The sequence below is a fragment of the Pseudomonas sp. PB106 genome (assembly GCF_009764645.1).
In the GTDB taxonomy this organism is placed as follows: Bacteria; Pseudomonadota; Gammaproteobacteria; order Pseudomonadales; family Pseudomonadaceae; genus Aquipseudomonas.
Map to the genome: position 1 here is coordinate 70,754 of NZ_RWIM01000099.1, position 17,747 is coordinate 88,500.

The following is a 17,747-nucleotide window of genomic DNA, read 5'->3' on the forward strand; positions in this document are numbered from 1 at the left end:
CGACACTGCACAATCCCAGGGTGAGCCTGCACCCTGGTCAAGGAGAACGCGTGAAGGATTCAAATGATTGCATGGGCACGGAGTACCGCCGTTTTCGTCAGCGGATCCTGAAAGACTGCCCGTCCTGGCGCGACGACAGCGCCACCCGGTGGACTCACCCCGACACTGAGGTGGTGCCGCGGTTTCGCACGTTACGCAGACTGATTCGCGAGTTTCGCGGCAAGGTGCGAGACCGCGTCCGTGCCTTGATGGTGGAGAACCCCGATCACGAGCCATTGATCCGGCGTGCGCTGGCCATCCCGGCGCCCATTCCCTTGCTCGTCGAGCGCTGGTCCTGCTTCCGTAAATTGGGACAGATCCTTGTACCTCTGTTCATTTCATGGCGCGAGGTTCAACGGCGGATGAATGAGGTCGGCACCTTTGAAGGGCGTCAGTACCTGTTCGATAGCCGGTACAAACGTATGCTGGGCGTCGATATTCCGCTGTTCGATAGCGGTGTCGATTTGGCGTTGCGTCGACTGCCGCTTCCGTCTTTCGCGCAATTGCAGACATTGCGCTCGCTGAGCCCGGAGTGGGTGCACGCCTGTTTTCGAGTGGGTATGCGTAGCCTGGCCGAGATGGAACCGTACGCGCGGTATGGCCATTATGAGGTGTCCGGCGAATTGGCCCTGATACTCATCGAAGAGGGCGTAATTACTCGCAAGGAAGAGTTTTCCTGGATCAAGTCAAAGTACGAATGGCGAGTCCTGCAGGAGCATTGCCGCGATGGCCTGCTGTGGAAATCACGCCAATTGGTTCGCGTACTGCGCGATCACGGTATTGAGCGCCAAAGCATCGCAAGCGTTTTCCAGTTTTACATCGAGCGTTTCAACGCCCGGCGTTGCGCGGCGAATCTGGCGGTGTTGCGGGGCGCCGGGTTTGAAGACCTGACTGCGCTCTATGCGGTGTACGGCGATAAACTCTGGGACACACCAACGGCGGGTTGGTCGTTTGTCGTCGACACCCTCGGCGCACGCAATGTGGAGGATGTGGAGTCATTTCGCCGCTTGATCGACAGTCACCATCCGCTGTCCAGCGAGTACGTCGAGGCATTGAAAAATATCGGTGCCGGGATCAAGGAGTTGGCTCAATGCCAGTCGCTGATCCTGCAGGCCAGTCAAAAGGAAAGCCCGACGAGTTCCATAATCGGCATCAATGTGCTCGCCGGTGCGCCGCATTCACTGACGATCCAGCAACTGACGCAGTGTGGCGGCTACCTGTCGAATCCGGAAAAACTGCCTGAATATCTGGCGATTCTGGCCCGATACGGATACGGCTCTGCCGTAGCGGTACTGGAGTTTCAAAAGTGCTACAAGAACACCTCGACGCATCTTCTGGAGTATCTGCTGAAGCTGCTCGGCGAGCGCAAAGCGGTGTTGACCGACGTGGTCGACTGGGTCCAGCAGGCCAGTAAAAGCGTCGATACAGATGCCTACGATTACTTGCTGAGCGTGATGGAGCTTCCGCATTTCGTGCACCTGCAACAGGTACTGTCCATTGCCTGGCTCGGACGGCGATTGCTGACCTTCCTCGTCGAGCGCAAGGGCTTGCGCAGCATTGACCTGCTACACGATTGGTACTACGACGAGGTCAAAGGCATTCAGGGGTTTCGCTGGTGGGGACGCATGGATGACGCTTATCTTCTGCTGCTGGACGATGCTTACGCGCGGAACAATTTCAGCGTGGTCACAGGCAACCAGAGCGCGGTGCACGACGTTGTCCGCTCGCGTTGCCTGGCTGTGCTGGGTGAGCGATTCGTCGCGCGCGACGAGGCGTCCAGAGCTCTCTATGACGAGGCCTACGCAACACTGTTTGCCCAGGAACTCGGCAGTCTGATCACCGTGCTGCCAAAGATTCTCCACCGCACCGCAGGTGTCGTGCTGAAAAGCATTCTGCGCAATGCCTGGGAGCCTTCTCACGTCATCGAAGATCAATTGGCGGCGCTCAATCCGCTGATCGACCAACTGTTGACCGGGCGCGGCCCGGCAGATGCAGTGTTGGATGAAATGCAGGCCGATGCCATTTCCATGGTCTACCGGACGTCGGTTGGCACCGTGCTCGAAACCTGGCCTGAGGTGCGCGGGCGAGAGGCTGATCTCGCCGCGCTGACCCTGCAGGCCCACTATGCGATGACGTGGGAAAAAGCCTTTCGGCGTCTTGACGGTTTGCTTGAGCGCAGAAGTTTGAATGGGCTGGACCGCGCAGCGGCTTATGCCATGCGCTTTCACGAACGGGGAGATCAGGACATTGCCCAGACGTGCAAAGGGCTTCGCGCCAAGCGTTTGGAGGATGCTGCGCGTGATCCATGGTCCCTGGCCGAACATCTTGGCGTGATGCTCGCGGCAGCTCGCGAGGACACAGCAGTGGCGCAGTGGGTCAAGCAAGATTTGCAAAATGTCGCGCAGATGGCCGGAGAGGGAGCCCAGGCGTTTGAACGATTCGAGCAGTTGAAAAAGTTGTTCAACAGCACGTTACCGGACGCACTGAATGAACATGCCGAGCGTTTTCTTGCAGGATTCAGCGAAACGGACGCGGCGATTTTTGCCCGCCGTCTCGTAGTGACCGCACAGTGGTTGCCCGGTAGCGGGCGCGAGCAACTGCGCGAAGCGTTCAGACAGGTCAGGGAAAATGTCCTGGAGACGTGCTTGCGCTGGGTCGCCAGGGAGCACGCCAAGTTCGTCAAGGTCAAGACTGAAAACCTGTCCACGGCGCTGGAAGCGACGCTGTCAAAACATCCCGCTGCGTATTTCGCCAAGCACGCCGCGGTGCTCTGCTCTCGACACAATACGCAAATGTGGCAGGATTCCAGGCAGGCCCATCTGCTGGTGTTTGACCCAGCGCAACGGCGTCTGGCCGGCATGGCGCTGGTGTGCCTGGAACCGATCCCGGCATTGCACCCAACCGGCCTGTGCCTGATTGTCCGCGCGATCAATCCAATGGATGACATGCTCGCGGCGCATACGGCGTCATCCATTGTCGAGACGTTTTTTGAGGTCGCCATTCAAATCGCTGAACAGAACTCGCTCGTAGCTGTTGCTTTCCCGTCCCACAATGGCGCTCATTTGCTCTCGAATCAAAAGTCGATTGAGGACGATATCGTTGCGCGATACATGAATAAGGCGACGACCAGTATCGGTGATCTGGCTGATGCTGACGGCGCGAAAATCAGGGCGCATTGGCGCAGAAATCCGCTGCGCGTCAGGATGAAATTTTATGCCTACGAAGTCGGGCAAGAGGAAGTCAATGACGTCTTCGTCCTCTGGCAGGGCGATTTGCCGCCAGCCCGCGCCGACCGGCCGGCCTACGCGGAACTGGACATGGATTGACCGCTTTGAGGCGGGTACGCAGAGGTTGCGTATCCGCCTGATTCACTCAGGGCGTCACTCACTGGCGCTGCCAGACCCGCACATAATCGACCCGAAACGTCGACGGCAAGTCGGCATCGTCGACCACGCCAAACCAGTCCCACATCGCCTCGCTGTCGAAGACGATTTGCATCGGGAAGTGCCAGTGAGTGTTCTTCGCCTCCCTGACCAGCACGCCATCGACGTACCAGCGCAGCGTCTCGGGTTGCCAGTCGAAACCGTAGACATGAAAAGTGTTCGCCAGACGCCACGGTGCTATCCAGGTGCTGCCGGCGCTCAGGTGTTCGTTGCTCTGCGGTGTGGCCCAGACGTGGGCATTCATGTTGTAGAGGCGGTCGAACGCTTCGTTTTTGGTCTTGCCGCCGATTTCGAAAATATCGATTTCGGTGGCGTTGTCCGGCAGGCCGGTCCAGGCCAGCCAGAAGGCGCTGGAACCGGCGGAGTTCATCGGCTTGGCGCGGGCTTCGTAGTAGCCGTAGAGGCCGCGTTCTTCAGTGCGCACCATGGCTGAGCTGTAATCCTTGTAGCCCAGGCGCACGTATTTGTCGGGCAACGTCTGTTTACGGAAGGTGATGTTGAGGTTGCCGCTGCCGACCTTGGCGTTCTCCGGCAGAAACAGCGCGGGTTTTCGACCCAGTGAATCGGTGCCGGTGGCATCGTTGACGTGCCAGCGAGCGGCGTCGAGTGTGGTGCCATTGAACTCGTCGGACAGCCGCGTATCGCGCTGCCAGCGCCCGACGTTGGCTTGATCCGACAGCGGCAGATCAGCGTGGGTCGGCGTCGGCGTGGGGCCGAGTGCGCCGACGCGGGTCCAGGCATCGGCCTGTGGCGGGATGGCGATTGCCCATTTCTTCGCCAGGTATTCGAACACGCTGCGGCGCTCATCCTGGCTGCTGAACGGGCGGTCATACACCAGCACTTCGGCGATGTCGCCACGGAGGATTTCCGAGGTGCCGACGACATTGCGCGCCACCGCGAACGGGCCAATCGGTACATCCTGGCTCTCCAGAAAGGCCAGGGTCGGCTCGTACGCCGTGGTCTGTTGCACGCTGATGCCGAAGTTCGGCGCGACATTGTCGTTGTCGGCCAATTGCGGTCGCGAACTGAACAACCGTTGCCAGGCCTTGCCGCCGGCCTGCTCGGGCAAACGACGCGAAACGACGAACACCGTGACCGGGCCTTTGGCGGCTCGAATTGCCTTGCCGAGAAAAGCCGCCGTGCCATTGAAACGCACGACGGCTCGACCGTTGAGGGCATCGCTCACGCGCTGCGGCAAGGTTGCGGCCTTGGGATTATCGACCTCAACGTCGTTGCCCTTGGCCGACTTGTCGCGCCAGCGCACGATCTGATTCTGCGCGTCGAGGGTCATGCCTGCCGGGTCGTCAGCATCCAGCCACAGCACCAGACCAGCGGCGGTCGGTGGTTCAAGCGCCGCGTGCGCACCCGTGCTCAGCACAATCAAGACCAGCAGCCACCACGGTAATCTGCTCATAAGTCATTTCATGCCGACGGCGAGCAGCGGCGCCGGTTGCGCGCTGTAGCCCCGAGGGTTGTTGGATTGCCAGCGCCAACTGTCGATCAACATCTGCGTCAGATCACGCTGGGCGCTCCAGCCCAATTCGCGCTCGGCCTTGCCGGCGTCGGCCCAGCATTCGGCAACGTCACCGGCGCGGCGCTCGGCAAAGTGATAGGGAATGCTGATGCCGGTGACGTCTTCAAAACCGCTGATGATTTGCAGCACGCTGTAGCCAATGCCGGTGCCGAGGTTCCAGATGTGCAGGCCTGGCTCAGCCTGCAACACTTGCAGCGCCTTGAGATGCCCTTCAGCCAGATCGAGCACATGAATGTAATCGCGAACGCAGGTGCCGTCCGCCGTTGGATAGTCGTTGCCGTACACGGTCAGCGCGGACGACAGGCCCATCGCGACCTGCGTCAGGCAGGGCAGCAAATTGGCTGGCTGACCGTTGGGCGCTTCGCCGAGCTGGCCGCTGGGATGGGCGCCGATCGGATTGAAATAGCGCAGCACCGCGATGTGCCAACGCGAATCCGCAAGCGTCAGGTCAGTCAGCAATTCTTCGATCATCAACTTCGAACGTCCATACGGGTTGGCCGGTTTGCCGGTGCCCAAGGCCTCGACAATGGGCGTCGTCGCGGGCTCGCCGTACACCGTCGCCGAGGAACTGAACACCAGATTGAACACGTGAGCCCGGGCCATTGCCTGACACAGGTTGAGGGTGCCGACGACGTTATTGGCGTAATACTCCATCGGCCGTCGTACGCTTTGCGCCACCGCTTTAAGCCCAGCGAAATGCAGCACCGCATCGATGTCGTACGTGCTGAAAATCTCGTCGAGCAGCGCCGCGTCGCGAATATCGCCTTCGATGAAATCGATGTTCGAGTGACTCAACTGCGCCAGCCGCGCAATCGACTCGCGACAGCTGTTGCTCAGGTTGTCGAGGATCACAACCGAACGCCCGGCCTCGACCAGTTGCAGGGCCGTGTGCGAACCGATGTAACCGGCTCCACCAGTGATCAGAGTGGTTTTGCGCATGACGACGTGCTCCAGTGTGGAAAAGGCAGGTCAGCGGGCGGTGAACACCAACTTGAATTCTTGCGGCCAGCGCGGGTGCAACAGGCTGTAGGCCAACGCGTAGGTCAGCGTGCCGACAGCGATGTCGCCGGCCAGATGCAGGTAACCGGACAAGCCAGAATGTGCGGACGTCCAGACCACGGCCAGCGCCATCACCGAAGAGGCAACCATGCTGCGGTAACCGGATGCGAAACAGGTGCGCCAGTGATAGCCGATCGCGGCGTGCAGGCCGCGAATCTGCAACGGCGTAATCAGCAGCATGCGCAGCAGCAGTGCCCATGCCGCCGCGATGCCGCCAAACTGCCCACCGAACAGGTACACCAGCGCCAGCGCCAGCAGCGTGGTGAAGACCTCGGCTTTAAGCGTCAGATGCGTGCGGTTGACCGCCACCAGCGCGGTGGTCGCATACAGCGCCAGATTGCCCAGGGCTGCGGTGCAGGCCAGCACTTGCAGCATCGGGATCGCGTCGGCCCACTTGGCCCCGAAGATCAACAGAATGATGTCGTTGGCGGTCAGGGCGATGCCGAAAAACAGCGGCGTGAGGACAAAACCGCTGATCGCCGTGGAGTCGCCGATCACCCCGATCAACCGCGCGGGCTCGGCACTGCGTCGGGCAAACACCGGCAAGGCGTAGCTCATCAAACCGTTGTAGATCGCCGAGCGCGGCAGGTCGATGATGCGCATCGCCAGGTTGAACATGCCCACCGCATGGGCGCCGGCGGTGATGCCCAAAATCACGTTGACCCCACGTTGCAGCGTCTGCGAACTCATGACGTTGATCGCCACCGGCGTGCCGGCGCGCAGCAGTTCACCCAGCACCTGACGGTCGATGTGCAAGGGGATGCGCTGGCGGGCGTTGCGCATCAGCACTACGGTCGAGATGCAATCCATGATCAAGGCCTGGGCGATCACTGCCCATGGCCCGAAACCCAGCAGTGCGACAGCCACGCCACCCACGCCGCCAGCGATTTTGCCGAGCAAGGTGCGCGAGGCCAGCAACTTGAAGTTGCCGCTGCGGCGCATCTGCGCCACATAGACCCGCGCCATCAGCGTGAACAGTATCTTCACCGACGCCACCACCGTCATCCAGCGCAGCTCGGTGGACGTGGTGTAGAGCAGGGCGCCCAGCGCGATCAGCAGAATCGACGCAAAACTGACCAGCACCGCGAACCAGAACACACTGCTGACGTGTTTTTCTTCCAGGCGCTGCAAGCGCACCAGCGGATCCTCCAGCATCGACGAGAACAGAATGCCGACCACTTCGACGATGGCGATGATCACCGTGCCGACGCCCAACTCCGTGGGGGTCAACAAATGCGCGTAGACGACAAAGGTGATCATCGAGAGGAAAATCAGGCCGAACTTTTCGGTGAAGATCCAGATCAGCGTCATCAAGCGGTGATTGGCCATGGGCAAGACCTGTGCGAAAGGACGGTGGCTTCAGGCGTTTCTGCGCAAGGTTTTCACCCGTGCGTAGAGGTAGCGCAGGGTCGGTTTGCCATGGGCCAACAGCAACGTCTGCCATGAATGCGCAAGCATCTGCCGGAACACCTGGATGACCCGCGCATGGTCGCCGCGCCGGGAAAACGCATTGAGGAATTCGGCGTGATTGCTCAGCACGAAATGAATGCGTTGCTGCTGGCTCAGCCGCGCGCCGTAGCGGCTCAGGTACAGTTCGATAAAGCGGATCTTGTGCGGGTAATACTTTTCCGGCTGCGCGGTGATGTTGGTGCTGCTGACGGCCCGCCAATGCAGGATTTGCGGCACGGTGTGAATCTCGCGCAGCTCGGCAATCCGCGTCCACAACAGGCGATCCTCAGCAAAGCGCAGGCGCTGGTCGAAGCCGCCGATGGTGACCACGGTTTCGCGCAGTGCCAACACGCCCGAGGTGCCATTGATCATGTTCTCGCGCATGAAATCGACAAAGTGATCACCGTGCTTGCGGCGATCTTCCAGTTGTCGTTTACCGTCATCGAATTCACTCATCTGATAGCAATCGATCAGGCCGACCTGATGACCTTTGCGGGTCAGTTCGGCGTACAGCGCCAATTGCTTTTCCAGCTTCTGCGGGTGCCAGCGGTCGTCGGCGTCGAGGAAGGCAATGAAGGTTTCCTGCGCCGCGAAAATCCCGCGATTGCGCGCCGTGGCCGGGCCCTGATTGGCCTGCTGCAACAGCAGCAACGGGAACGGCGCCACATAGTCTTTGACGATTTGCGCGCCGGCATCGCTGGAGCCGTCATCGACGACGATGACTTTGTCCGGCAAGCGGGTTTGCCCGCACACCGAATCCAGCGTGCGGACAATGCTCGCGGCGGCGTTGTACAGCGGAATCACCACGCACACCGTGATGGGCGTCTCCGGGCGTTCGTTCAGCATGGTCGTTGCTCCTTGAAGGCGCTGCGCAGTGGGCGGACATCGATGGCGGCGGGGCGCTGGGCCGGGCGTTTGATCCGGTGATGACGGAACGTCAGGCTCAACACGCAAAACAGCAGAAACTCGCCCGAGCGGTAGTTGGGGATCACATAGGCGACGTAGTTGGTGACCACGAACAGGCCGATGATCACCAGCGCGCAGGCCTGGTAGCGGGCGGATTGATCGGCGGTGGTGATGGCGCGATAGCGTTTGACCAGGGCTTGGGCAAACAGCAGCAGCAACGCGATGAGCTGAATCAGCCCGCCGTTGAGCAGCGTTTCGACGTAGCCGCTGTGCGCGTTGCCGATGTAGCCCCAGCGGTTGATGAACGCGTCGGCATCGGCACTGGCCCAGAACGCACCAAAGCCGTAGCCCTTGATAAAGCGGTCATCGATCAACGGCTGCAGCAATTCCCAGATCAGCGTGCGGTCGGTGAGCGACGGGTCACGCCCGACCAGTTCCAGCAGCAGCGCGTAATTGGCATAGAGCAGCAGGCACAGCAGAAAGAACACGATCGTCGCGGCGAACAGCGCGGCCATCGAGCGGTTGATGCGCAAGCGGATCAACAGCAGAAAATAGCCATAGCTGACGCCGCCCGCGACGATCAGCGCAATCGCCGTCGCCGATTGCGCCAGGCCAATGGCAATCAACGCGCATAAGCCATAGAACATCGCCAACGGGTTGCGTTGGCGGATCATCGGTAGCAGCAACAGGATCGCGATGGCATTGAGGCGTGCCCCGGCATTCTTTTCCGCGAAGATCCCGCGAAAGGCGCCATCACGAATGCCGCCGGCAATGAAGGCGAAGTCCGGTCGAATCAGGGCAAAAATCAGCCCGACCAACGCCGCCGCGCCAATCACGCAACCGAACAGGAAAGCAATGCGCTCCAGGCTGTAGCGGTAGGCAATGAAACCGGCAAAGAACACCACGCTGAGCAGGGCCACAAAACGCTTGAAACTGAGCATCGGCTCACTCGACCAACTGATCGAAGCCGCGACGCAGGCGAGAAACAGGAGGAGGAAGAAATTCTGTCGATAGAAGCTTTTGCTCAGGAAGATTTTCTGGCGGACGAAGAAGAACAGTGGCACCAGCAACGTCAACAACCCGCAAATCTGATTGGCGACGTTGCCTTCCAGATCCTGCTGCGCATCGTCCAGCACACTGACGTTACCCAGGCGCAAGAAGAAGCTGATCACCTGGGTGTAAAACAACACGCCGAACAAGGTGAATGCATCGCCCAGCGTTGAGTAACGCACTTGCAGCCGGTTCATTTCAGCGGCCTCCCAAGCAATGCCCGCAGGTACGTTTGCACGGCGCGCGCGTTGACGAAACGGGCAGCGGCGTCGATTCGCCGTTGTTGATTCAGCGCCCGATGAGTCGCCAGTTGCGCGTTGATGGCTTCGGCGAGTGCCACCGGATCATCGACGTCAACCAAGGGCGCGACGCGGCCATCGGCAAGGATTTCCTGCGGGCCGTACGGGCAACGTGTCGCCACCACCGGCGTGCCCGTCGACAGGGCTTCGACCAACGCATTGGGGCTGCCTTCGAAGCGTGACGACAAAACAAAGCAATCGGCCCGGGCGATTTCGGCGATGGGGTCGGCGGCGTAGCCGGGCAGGTCGAAACGTTGCGCCACGCCCAGCGCCGTGGCCCGTGCGAGCAAATCACTGCACAGCGAGCCTTCGCCAAAAATGATCAGGCGCACCGTGGGATCCGGCAGACGCGCAAAGGCGTCGAGCAGGGTGTCGAAGCCTTTCTGCCGGGCCAATCGTCCCACCGCGACGATCACTGGCGTCGATTTGTCGTTCAGCCACGGATGGCGGGCAGCGGCGGGCGGGCGCTCGCGAAAATCGTTGTCGAGCACCGGGTTGTCGGCGGTGGTCACGTCTCGCGGGCGGGCGATGGTGCTGTCGACAAGATCCTGAGCGACGCCCTGTGAAACGCAGATCACCGGGTTGGGAATCAACCGATACAGCCACGGCGCCAGCCAATAGGCGAACCGCACCGACAGGGCCGGGTTGACATGTTTGTCTCGGGAGAACGCGTTGCGCTCGCTGACGTGCAGGCGTTTCAGCGTGCCGGATAACGTTGCGGCGGCGATGGCCACCACGTTGACGTGGGTGAGTGCGGCCAGTTGCGCATCGAAACGGTTGGCGCGCAGGAAGCGTGTTAGCGCCGGCACGGCAGCGGCGCTGCGGGGACTTTGCAAGCGCACTTGCCGCACCCGTGGATCGAGTGCAGCGAGATTAACGCCATCGCCGGTGAGCATCAGCAGCGTCACTTCATTGCCGGCCTCGACCAATGCGCTGGCCAGACGCACCATCATTTTCTCCGCGCCGCCAGCGCCGAGGTCTTGAAGAATGATCAGCAGATTTTTCATCGCTGCCACACCTGATAGTAGGCCTCGGCGGCGTATTGGCTGGTGTAGGGGCGGATCGCCTCGCTGACGGAATGCCGCGCGGGTGCGGCGTTGTCGAGGCTGTCGAGCAGCGCCTCGGCCAGCGCCGGCACATCATCGACGTTGACCAAACGCCCGAGGCGACCGTTATCGAGCAGCTCACGCGGGCCGCTGCCGCAATCGGTCGAAACCACCGGCGTGCCCAGCGCCAGCGCCTCAACGAGCACTGTCGGCAAGCCTTCGTGCAGCGAGCTGAGAATCAGCAGGCGCGCCTGACGAATCAGCGGATAAGGATTGCGCAGATGCCCGGTGAAGTGCACCTGGCGTTCGATGCCGAGGCTGACAGCCTGTTCTTCGAGCGCGGCGCGCATCGGGCCGTCGCCGGCAATCACCAGATATGGCAGGGCCCGCTGCTTCGCCGCCCGCGCATAGGCTTCCAGCAACAAATGAAAACCCTTGGGTTGCACCAGCCGACCGATGCCTAGCCAAAAATGATGCGGCACGCCGCCGGGTAACGGCGCTTGCGCGGCCCGCAACAATTGCTCGGTGATCACCGCATTCGGGCAGTAACGAATGCGCGGCTGGCCCCACGGCATCAGCCGTGTCAGCGATTGGCGCAAACCCTGCGACACTGCGACGACCTTGCCGCTGCCGCACAGGTACAGCGCGTACAACAGGCGCAGGCTGGCGAGGCCGGTTTTCTGCTCGGCACAATCGAGCGCGGCGTGGCGGCTGTAAATGACTTTGCAGGGGCTGCCAAGCGTGGCGAACCACGTGCACAGATTCGCTTGCTCCTTGGCGCCGATCAGGTGCGTCACGCCTTCGCGGCGAATCAATCGGCGGAGCAACACAATCGAGCTGAGCAATCCACGCAAGCCGCTGCCGCCGCCGGCACTGCTCGGTGCGCCGTCGACATCGGGTGAATCGCCGTTCATGACGAAGAAGCTCACGCGCCGGCCATCCTGCAAAAACTGTTCGGCCAGGCGTTGCTGCACGCACTCGACCCCGCCGCCAGTCTGGTAATCCTTGAGGGTGAACAGAATATGCATCGGCGTGATCCTCACGGGGCAGTGACATCGATGGCGACCTGACGACGCAAAATCAACTCGGCCAGGCGCAGCGCGTTGCTCGGGTAATCGAGCAGGTAGCGTTTGATCGTGTGGGGCTCGCGGTACATGCGATAGAACGCGCGCAGGTGCAGGCGGTTGATGGCGTCGGGGTAGTAGCGCTCGCTGGCGTCGGCTTCCTGGCGAATGAATCCGCCGCAGGTAAACGCCACACCGCTGAAACCGCCTTGCAGGGCTTGCAGCACAAAGCGTTCCTGCAGCCCGGCGCCGAGGCCGACCAGCAGCACGTTGGTGCGACAACGGCGAATGTCGGCCTGCAGCGCCACAGCTTGTTCGGCGTCGAAATAGCCGTTGTGCGTGCCGACCAGTTGCAGGCGCGGGTACTGCTTGCCGAGTTTTTCGACGAAGCGTTCGAGTTCCGCCTGACGAGCGCCGACGAGGTAGACCCGCTTGCCGCGTTGCTCGCACTCGCGCAGCACCGGATCGGCAATGGAGGTGAAGTCGAAACTGACCCGTTCCACCGCACGACCGGTGATGCGCGACATGAAACCGGACATCAGCATGCCGTCGCAAAAGTACGCCAGCGACTGCGCGGGCTGGTGCATGAAGCTGCCGATGGAGGCGAAATTGATAAACGAAAAGGCCCGGTTCGAATCCAGCAAGGCCGGCGAATAATGGTCCACCAGTTCCAGGCGGATCATGATGCGAGGCCTTGCGCCTGGGCGTCGTGGGTCGGGCGACCGACGCTGATATAGGTGAAACCGCGGCTGCTCAGACGCTGCGGATCAAACAGGTTGCGCCCGTCGAAGATCAGCGGTTGTTTGAGCAAGCGCGCGAGCAGTTCGAAATCCGGTGCGCGAAACGACGACCATTCGGTGACGATGACCAGCGCATCGGCGTTTTTCAGCGCGGCTTCTTTGGTCCCGGCCAACGTCAGGTCTTCACGGGCGCCGTACAGTTGCTGGGTCTGTTCCATCGCCTTGGGGTCGAACGCCTGCACGCTGGCGCCGGCACGCCACAGCGCTTCCATCAACACGCGACTGGGCGCCTCGCGCATGTCATCGGTGTTGGGTTTGAAACTCAGCCCCCACACGGCAAACGTCTTGCCTTCCAGCGCGCCGTTAAAGTGATCGGCGATCTTGTGAAACAGCGTGGTCTTCTGCTCGTTATTGCGCGACTCGACCGCTTTGAGCATGCGTGCATCGATGTCGACGCCCTGGGCCGCATGGATCAGCGCCCGAACATCCTTGGGAAAACATGAGCCGCCATAGCCGACGCCGGGGTAGATGAACTGATAGCCGATGCGCGGATCCGAGCCAATGCCGTGGCGAACCATTTCGATGTCAGCGCCGAGCTTTTCGGCGAGCCCGGCCATCTCGTTCATGAAGCTGATCTTGGTCGCGAGCATGCAGTTGGCCGCGTACTTGGTCAGTTCCGCGCTGCGCACATCCATGACGATGATTTTTTCGCGGTTGCGATTGAACGGCTCGTACAACTCGCGCATCACTGCTTCGGCGTGCGGGCTGTCGGTGCCGATGATGATCCGGTCCGGACGCAGGCAGTCTTCGACCGCACAGCCTTCCTTGAGGAATTCCGGGTTGGAGACCACATCGAACGTCAGATCGCCCCGCCCGGACTCCAGCAGCACTTCATGGATGCAGTCGCGCACCCGATCCGCGGTGCCCACCGGCACCGTCGATTTGTCGACGATGATCTGCTCGCCGCGCAGGTGTTGGCCGATGGTGCGGGCGACACTGAGGACGTGTTTGAGGTCAGCCGAGCCGTCCTCGTCCGGCGGTGTGCCGACGGCAATCAGCAGCACCTCGCCGTGAGCGACGGCGCTGGCCAGATCGCTGCCAAATTGCAGGCGCCCGCTCTGGTGATTGTCGCGCACCAGGCTTTTCAGTCCCGGCTCGTACAAGGGCAGGGTGCCGTCGTTCAGGGCCTGGACCTTGGCGCTGTCGACATCCACGCAGAGCACGTTGTGGCCGACCTCGGCCAGCGCGGCGCCCTGGACCAGTCCGACATAACCGATACCGAATACACTCACATTCATGGGAAAACCTCATGCGCGGTGGGGCGGGCCAGCGAGGTGGCCGCTGTCAGTAGATGTTTTTCGAGAACAGGGTGAAGGGCGTCTTCAGCAGGATCTTGATGTCCAGCCACAGTGACCATTGGTTGATGTAGTTGAGGTCTTGGGCGACCCGCCGCTGCATCTTGTCGAGGGTCTCGGTTTCACCCCGGTGGCCAGTGATCTGCGCCAGACCGGTGATGCCGGGTTTGAGGCGGTGACGCGCCATGTAGGCGTGCACCTTGCCGGTGTAGTAGATGTTGTGGGTGACGGCGTGGGGCCGTGGCCCGACCAGCGCCATGTGGCCGAACAGCACGTTGAACAGTTGCGGCAGTTCATCGATGGAACTGCGCCGCAGAAAGCGCCCGAGCGGCGTCACGCGGTCATCGTCGCGAGTGGCCTGGCGCACTTGCTGATCGTCGTGCTGGCGCATCGAGCGGAATTTCCACACCCGGATCACTTCGCCGTCGCAGCCGTGGCGGTTCTGCTTGAACAGCACCGGGCCCGGCGAGGTCAGCTTGATCGCGATGGCGACGCCCAGCAGCAACGGGCTGAGCAGGATGATCGCCACGGCAGCCACGCTGCGTTCGAACAAGTCCTTGCAGAACAGGCTGCCGGGGTGCGAGGTGAGCAGGCTTTCGTTGAGGTAGATCGCCGGCATCCGCTCGATCTCCGAGATCGAGTGATTGAGCAGCACCATGCTGCCCAGATCCGGAATCCACACCACGTCGACGTTCATGTCGAGCAGGTTGATGTACAGCGCTTCGATCGTCGCCGCCTCGGCCATCGGCAAGACGATGTAGACCCGGCGTGCCTGCAGGCGAGTGAGGATCTCGCGGATGTCTTCGACTTGGCCGAGCAACGGCAAAATACTCGGCGCCGGTCCGCTGTCTGCCGTGCCGACGAAGCCGAGCAACATCGGCCGTTCCGGATCGAAGAGTTTCCTCGCCAGTTCATGGGAGGTCGGGCAGGTGCCGATGATCACGGCACGGCGCTCGTGACAGATCTTGCGCGTGTACAACCGCACGAAAAGATGCAACGGTAGAAAACTTGCGGCCTGAACCAGAAACCCCGCGACTGCCCAGACGATGATCACCTGGCGGGAGAACAGTGCGCTGGTTTGCGTCACGAAGGCGATGCTCATCAGCAAGCCCAGCAGGATCAGCCAGCCAGCGAGCAAACGACTTAGGCCGATCAGTAAACCGTGGCGCTTGTGATAGACCTGCACCAGGCTGTAGACCGGCAGCGAGCCGAGCACCGTCAGGCTCATCAGCACCCGGTATTCACTGGGCAAGTCACCGACGCGCCAGTGCACCAGCACAATCAGCAACAGGTTGACCAAAGTCATCGCGCACAACCATTGCCCCCAGAACGTGAGGCCACGGCGTTGTGCCATTTGCGCGGAATATTGCGACGTCATCGGCTCGATCTCCGATTCGACAGAAGGGGGAATGCGGCGTTGGCGGGCGGCACGGCCCGCGAGATCAGCGCGCTGCGAAGTCGTATTCGTAGAAGGATCGGGAGTGGCCGTGGCCGTACTTGCGCGCCTTGCGCAGATCGACCTGATTGAGCACCACGCCGAACAGCGGCGCCTGGCTCTGCTGGAGCACGGCGATGCTTTTGCGCACCTGGCCGACCGGGGTGCTTTGCGCCTTGACCACGTAGATCACCGCGTCCGAGTGCTTGGCCAGCAGCAGTGCGTCGCTGACGATTTCCGCCGGTGGCGAATCGATGATGATGTGGCGATAGCGGGTCTTCAGCACTTCGAGCATGCGGCCCAGTCGTGGCGAACTGAGCAAGTCCTGCGCCGGCGGTTGAGCAACGGCGTAGCGTCCGCCGCTCGGCGATCTCAGGCGTGGGGTGTCAAACGGATCGAGTGCCGAAGGCGTCAGGCAACCCGCCGGGAGCATGTCGAGATTGCCGACGGTGCGGATGCAGTCTTCGAGGCGCGCGGTGCCGGCCATCAGGTTGGCCAGCCCGGGATTTTCCGCCGGGAAATCGAAGTTCAGCGACAGCGTCGGCTGGCGCATGTCGGCGTCAATCAACAACACGCGTTCAAGCGACGCAAGGGAGCAGGCGAGGTTGTTGGCGATGGTGCTTTTGCCTTCGCCTGATACCGAGGACGTCACCAGCACCACTTGCGACGGCGCCTCGCTGCTTTGCAGCATCAACCAGGTGCGCAGGTTGCGAATCGTCTCGCAAAACCTCGGATGATCGTTGTCCTCGAACAGCCGGGCCAACTGGCGACGGCTTTTTTTCACCACCAGCGGCACTACGCTGAGCAGCGGCACGTTGAGCAGGCTCTCGACGGTGTCATCGGTTTTGAAGGTGTTGCTCAGGGTATCGAAGAGGAAGGCGAGGGCGATGCCTACCACGGCGGCGACCAGTGCAACGATCGCGACGATCAGGGTTTTGCGCGGTTTGCTCGCTTCCAGCGGCATGATCGCCGGATCGACGATGCGCGCTTTGGCTGAGTCCATGTCAGAGGTAGCGGCGGTTTCTTTCAGGCGGGTGACGAAGGTTTCGTACAGCGCGCGGTTGCTGTCGACTTCGCGCTGGAACTCGCGCAGTTGGAATTCCTTGCGCGAAATGTCCTGAATCTGCGCCTTGTTGCTGTTGAACGATTTGCGCAGGGCGTCCTCGCTGGCCACCGACAATTGATATTGGCGCTCGATGCCGGCCACCACTTGCTGCACTTGCAGACGCAGGCTGTTGGCGGCGGTGCGCTGTTCGGAGCGGGCGGAAATCAGCGCCGGGTGTTTCGGCCCATAACGGCCCGACAACTCTTCGACCTTGGCCTGCGCTTTGGCCAGATCGGCCTGGAACTGCTGAATCAAAGGATTGCTCAGCACCGCCGGGACGCTGGACAGGCGACTGATATCGCCATTGCTCAGGGACTGCGCCTGACGGAACTGGCTCTCGGCCTCGGCGCGGTCGCGCCGCGCATCGATCATGCGGTTGCCGGTCATTTGCAGTTCGTTGGCGCTGATGGTGGCGACGCCGTCGACGTCCACCAGGCCTTGCTCTTCGCGGTACGCCTGCAGTTTGTTCTCGGCGACGCGCAGGTTGTCGCGCAGCTCGACCAAGCGGGTGTTCATCCAACTGGTGTTGTTCTGCGAGGACTTCAGGCTGGTGTCCTGCTGGCTATCGATAAAGCCTTGGGCGAGGGCATTGGCGGCAGCGGCGGCGAGGGCCGGCTCGGGCAGTTCGACGTCGATTTCCAGCAGTTGGCTCTTGCCGACGAATTTGACGCTGGTGTGCAGCATGAGGTTTTGCGTGACGTCATTGAACACGTCCTCCTCGGTCGGCGCTGGCTTGGGCGGCGGCAACAGATCCAGCCACGGCAGCCACTGACCGGCGTTGAGGTCCGCCAGCCACTGGCGCGGCGCGAACCAGCGTTTCGGTTGTTGGCGCGGGTCGGTCAACGGATGGGTGGTCAGGCCAAGTTTGCGCACGGCGCGTTCAGCCAGATCCCGCGATTGCAGGAGTGCCTGCTGGGTTTGCAAGTAATCCGTGGTGGTGCCGCCGTCCCTGGAATCGGCGGCCTGCTGAAAGCTGAGCACCGGCGGCGTCTTGTCCTTGATCAACAAGGTCGCGCTGCCGACGTATTGCGGCGTGACGAAGGACAGAATCACCACGGCGAGTGCACAACTGATCAGCACCAGCCACGCAATGTTCCACTTGGCGGACCAGACGACGCGCCACAATTGCAGGAGATCAAGGGTGTCCGACTCGTCACCGGACGCTTGCGCCTGGTGTGTCTGGAGTGGACGTTCGAGGTAGGTGCTAGGGCTGTTGTCCATGA

The 17,747-nt window shown here is 61.5% G+C and carries 12 protein-coding genes; 1 reads left to right on the forward strand and 11 read right to left on the reverse strand.

What is annotated here, in order from left to right; translation table 11 throughout:
* Positions 1-50: 50 nt before the first annotated feature.
* Positions 51-3,365 (forward strand): hypothetical protein, encoded by a 3,315-nt coding sequence (locus EJA71_RS12850; RefSeq protein WP_158957351.1) that lies wholly within the window; start codon positions 51-53, stop codon positions 3,363-3,365.
* A gap of 58 nt (positions 3,366-3,423) precedes the next feature.
* On the opposite strand, the gene EJA71_RS12855 is transcribed toward EJA71_RS12850, so the two are convergent.
* From EJA71_RS12855 to EJA71_RS12905, 11 genes are all read right to left on the reverse strand, one after another.
* A complete protein-coding gene (locus EJA71_RS12855) occupies positions 3,424-4,896 on the reverse strand; it encodes a family 16 glycosylhydrolase (protein ID WP_158957353.1) in 1,473 nt (490 codons plus the stop codon).
* Between the two features lie 3 nt (positions 4,897-4,899).
* Complete coding sequence (gene galE, locus EJA71_RS12860; protein WP_158957355.1) at positions 4,900-5,955, reverse strand: UDP-glucose 4-epimerase GalE; 1,056 nt, start codon at positions 5,953-5,955, stop codon at positions 4,900-4,902.
* Positions 5,956-5,985: 30 nt separating this feature from the next.
* On the reverse strand, positions 5,986-7,404 hold the full coding sequence (locus EJA71_RS12865) for an oligosaccharide flippase family protein (RefSeq protein WP_158957357.1): 1,419 nt from the start codon (positions 7,402-7,404) through the stop codon (positions 5,986-5,988).
* Positions 7,405-7,434: 30 nt separating this feature from the next.
* Positions 7,435-8,370, reverse strand: a complete 936-nt coding sequence (locus EJA71_RS12870) for a glycosyltransferase family 2 protein (RefSeq protein WP_158957359.1) — start codon at positions 8,368-8,370, stop codon at positions 7,435-7,437.
* Positions 8,364-9,677 (reverse strand): O-antigen ligase, encoded by a 1,314-nt coding sequence (locus tag EJA71_RS12875; protein ID WP_158957361.1) that lies wholly within the window; start codon positions 9,675-9,677, stop codon positions 8,364-8,366. Before EJA71_RS12875 ends, EJA71_RS12870 begins: the two co-directional genes overlap by 7 nt.
* Entirely contained in the window at positions 9,674-10,786 is a 1,113-nt protein-coding gene (locus EJA71_RS12880; protein WP_158957363.1) for a glycosyltransferase, read from the reverse strand. Before EJA71_RS12880 ends, EJA71_RS12875 begins: the two co-directional genes overlap by 4 nt.
* The gene (locus tag EJA71_RS12885) at positions 10,783-11,853 is read right to left on the reverse strand and encodes a glycosyltransferase (RefSeq protein WP_158957365.1); all 1,071 of its coding nucleotides are present in this window, start codon (positions 11,851-11,853) and stop codon (positions 10,783-10,785) included. The genes EJA71_RS12880 and EJA71_RS12885 overlap by 4 nt, the downstream gene beginning before the upstream one ends.
* Before the next feature lie 11 nt (positions 11,854-11,864).
* Positions 11,865-12,572 (reverse strand): WecB/TagA/CpsF family glycosyltransferase, encoded by a 708-nt coding sequence (locus EJA71_RS12890; RefSeq protein WP_158957367.1) that lies wholly within the window; start codon positions 12,570-12,572, stop codon positions 11,865-11,867.
* Positions 12,569-13,927: a UDP-glucose/GDP-mannose dehydrogenase family protein gene (locus tag EJA71_RS12895; protein ID WP_158957369.1), complete on the reverse strand. Its 1,359-nt coding sequence runs from the start codon at positions 13,925-13,927 to the stop codon at positions 12,569-12,571. Before EJA71_RS12895 ends, EJA71_RS12890 begins: the two co-directional genes overlap by 4 nt.
* A 46-nt stretch (positions 13,928-13,973) precedes the next feature.
* Positions 13,974-15,362, reverse strand: a complete 1,389-nt coding sequence (locus tag EJA71_RS12900; protein WP_158957371.1) for an undecaprenyl-phosphate glucose phosphotransferase — start codon at positions 15,360-15,362, stop codon at positions 13,974-13,976.
* A gap of 64 nt (positions 15,363-15,426) precedes the next feature.
* Positions 15,427-17,745: a GNVR domain-containing protein gene (locus tag EJA71_RS12905; RefSeq protein ID WP_158957373.1), complete on the reverse strand. Its 2,319-nt coding sequence runs from the start codon at positions 17,743-17,745 to the stop codon at positions 15,427-15,429.
* Positions 17,746-17,747: the final 2 nt, after the last annotated feature.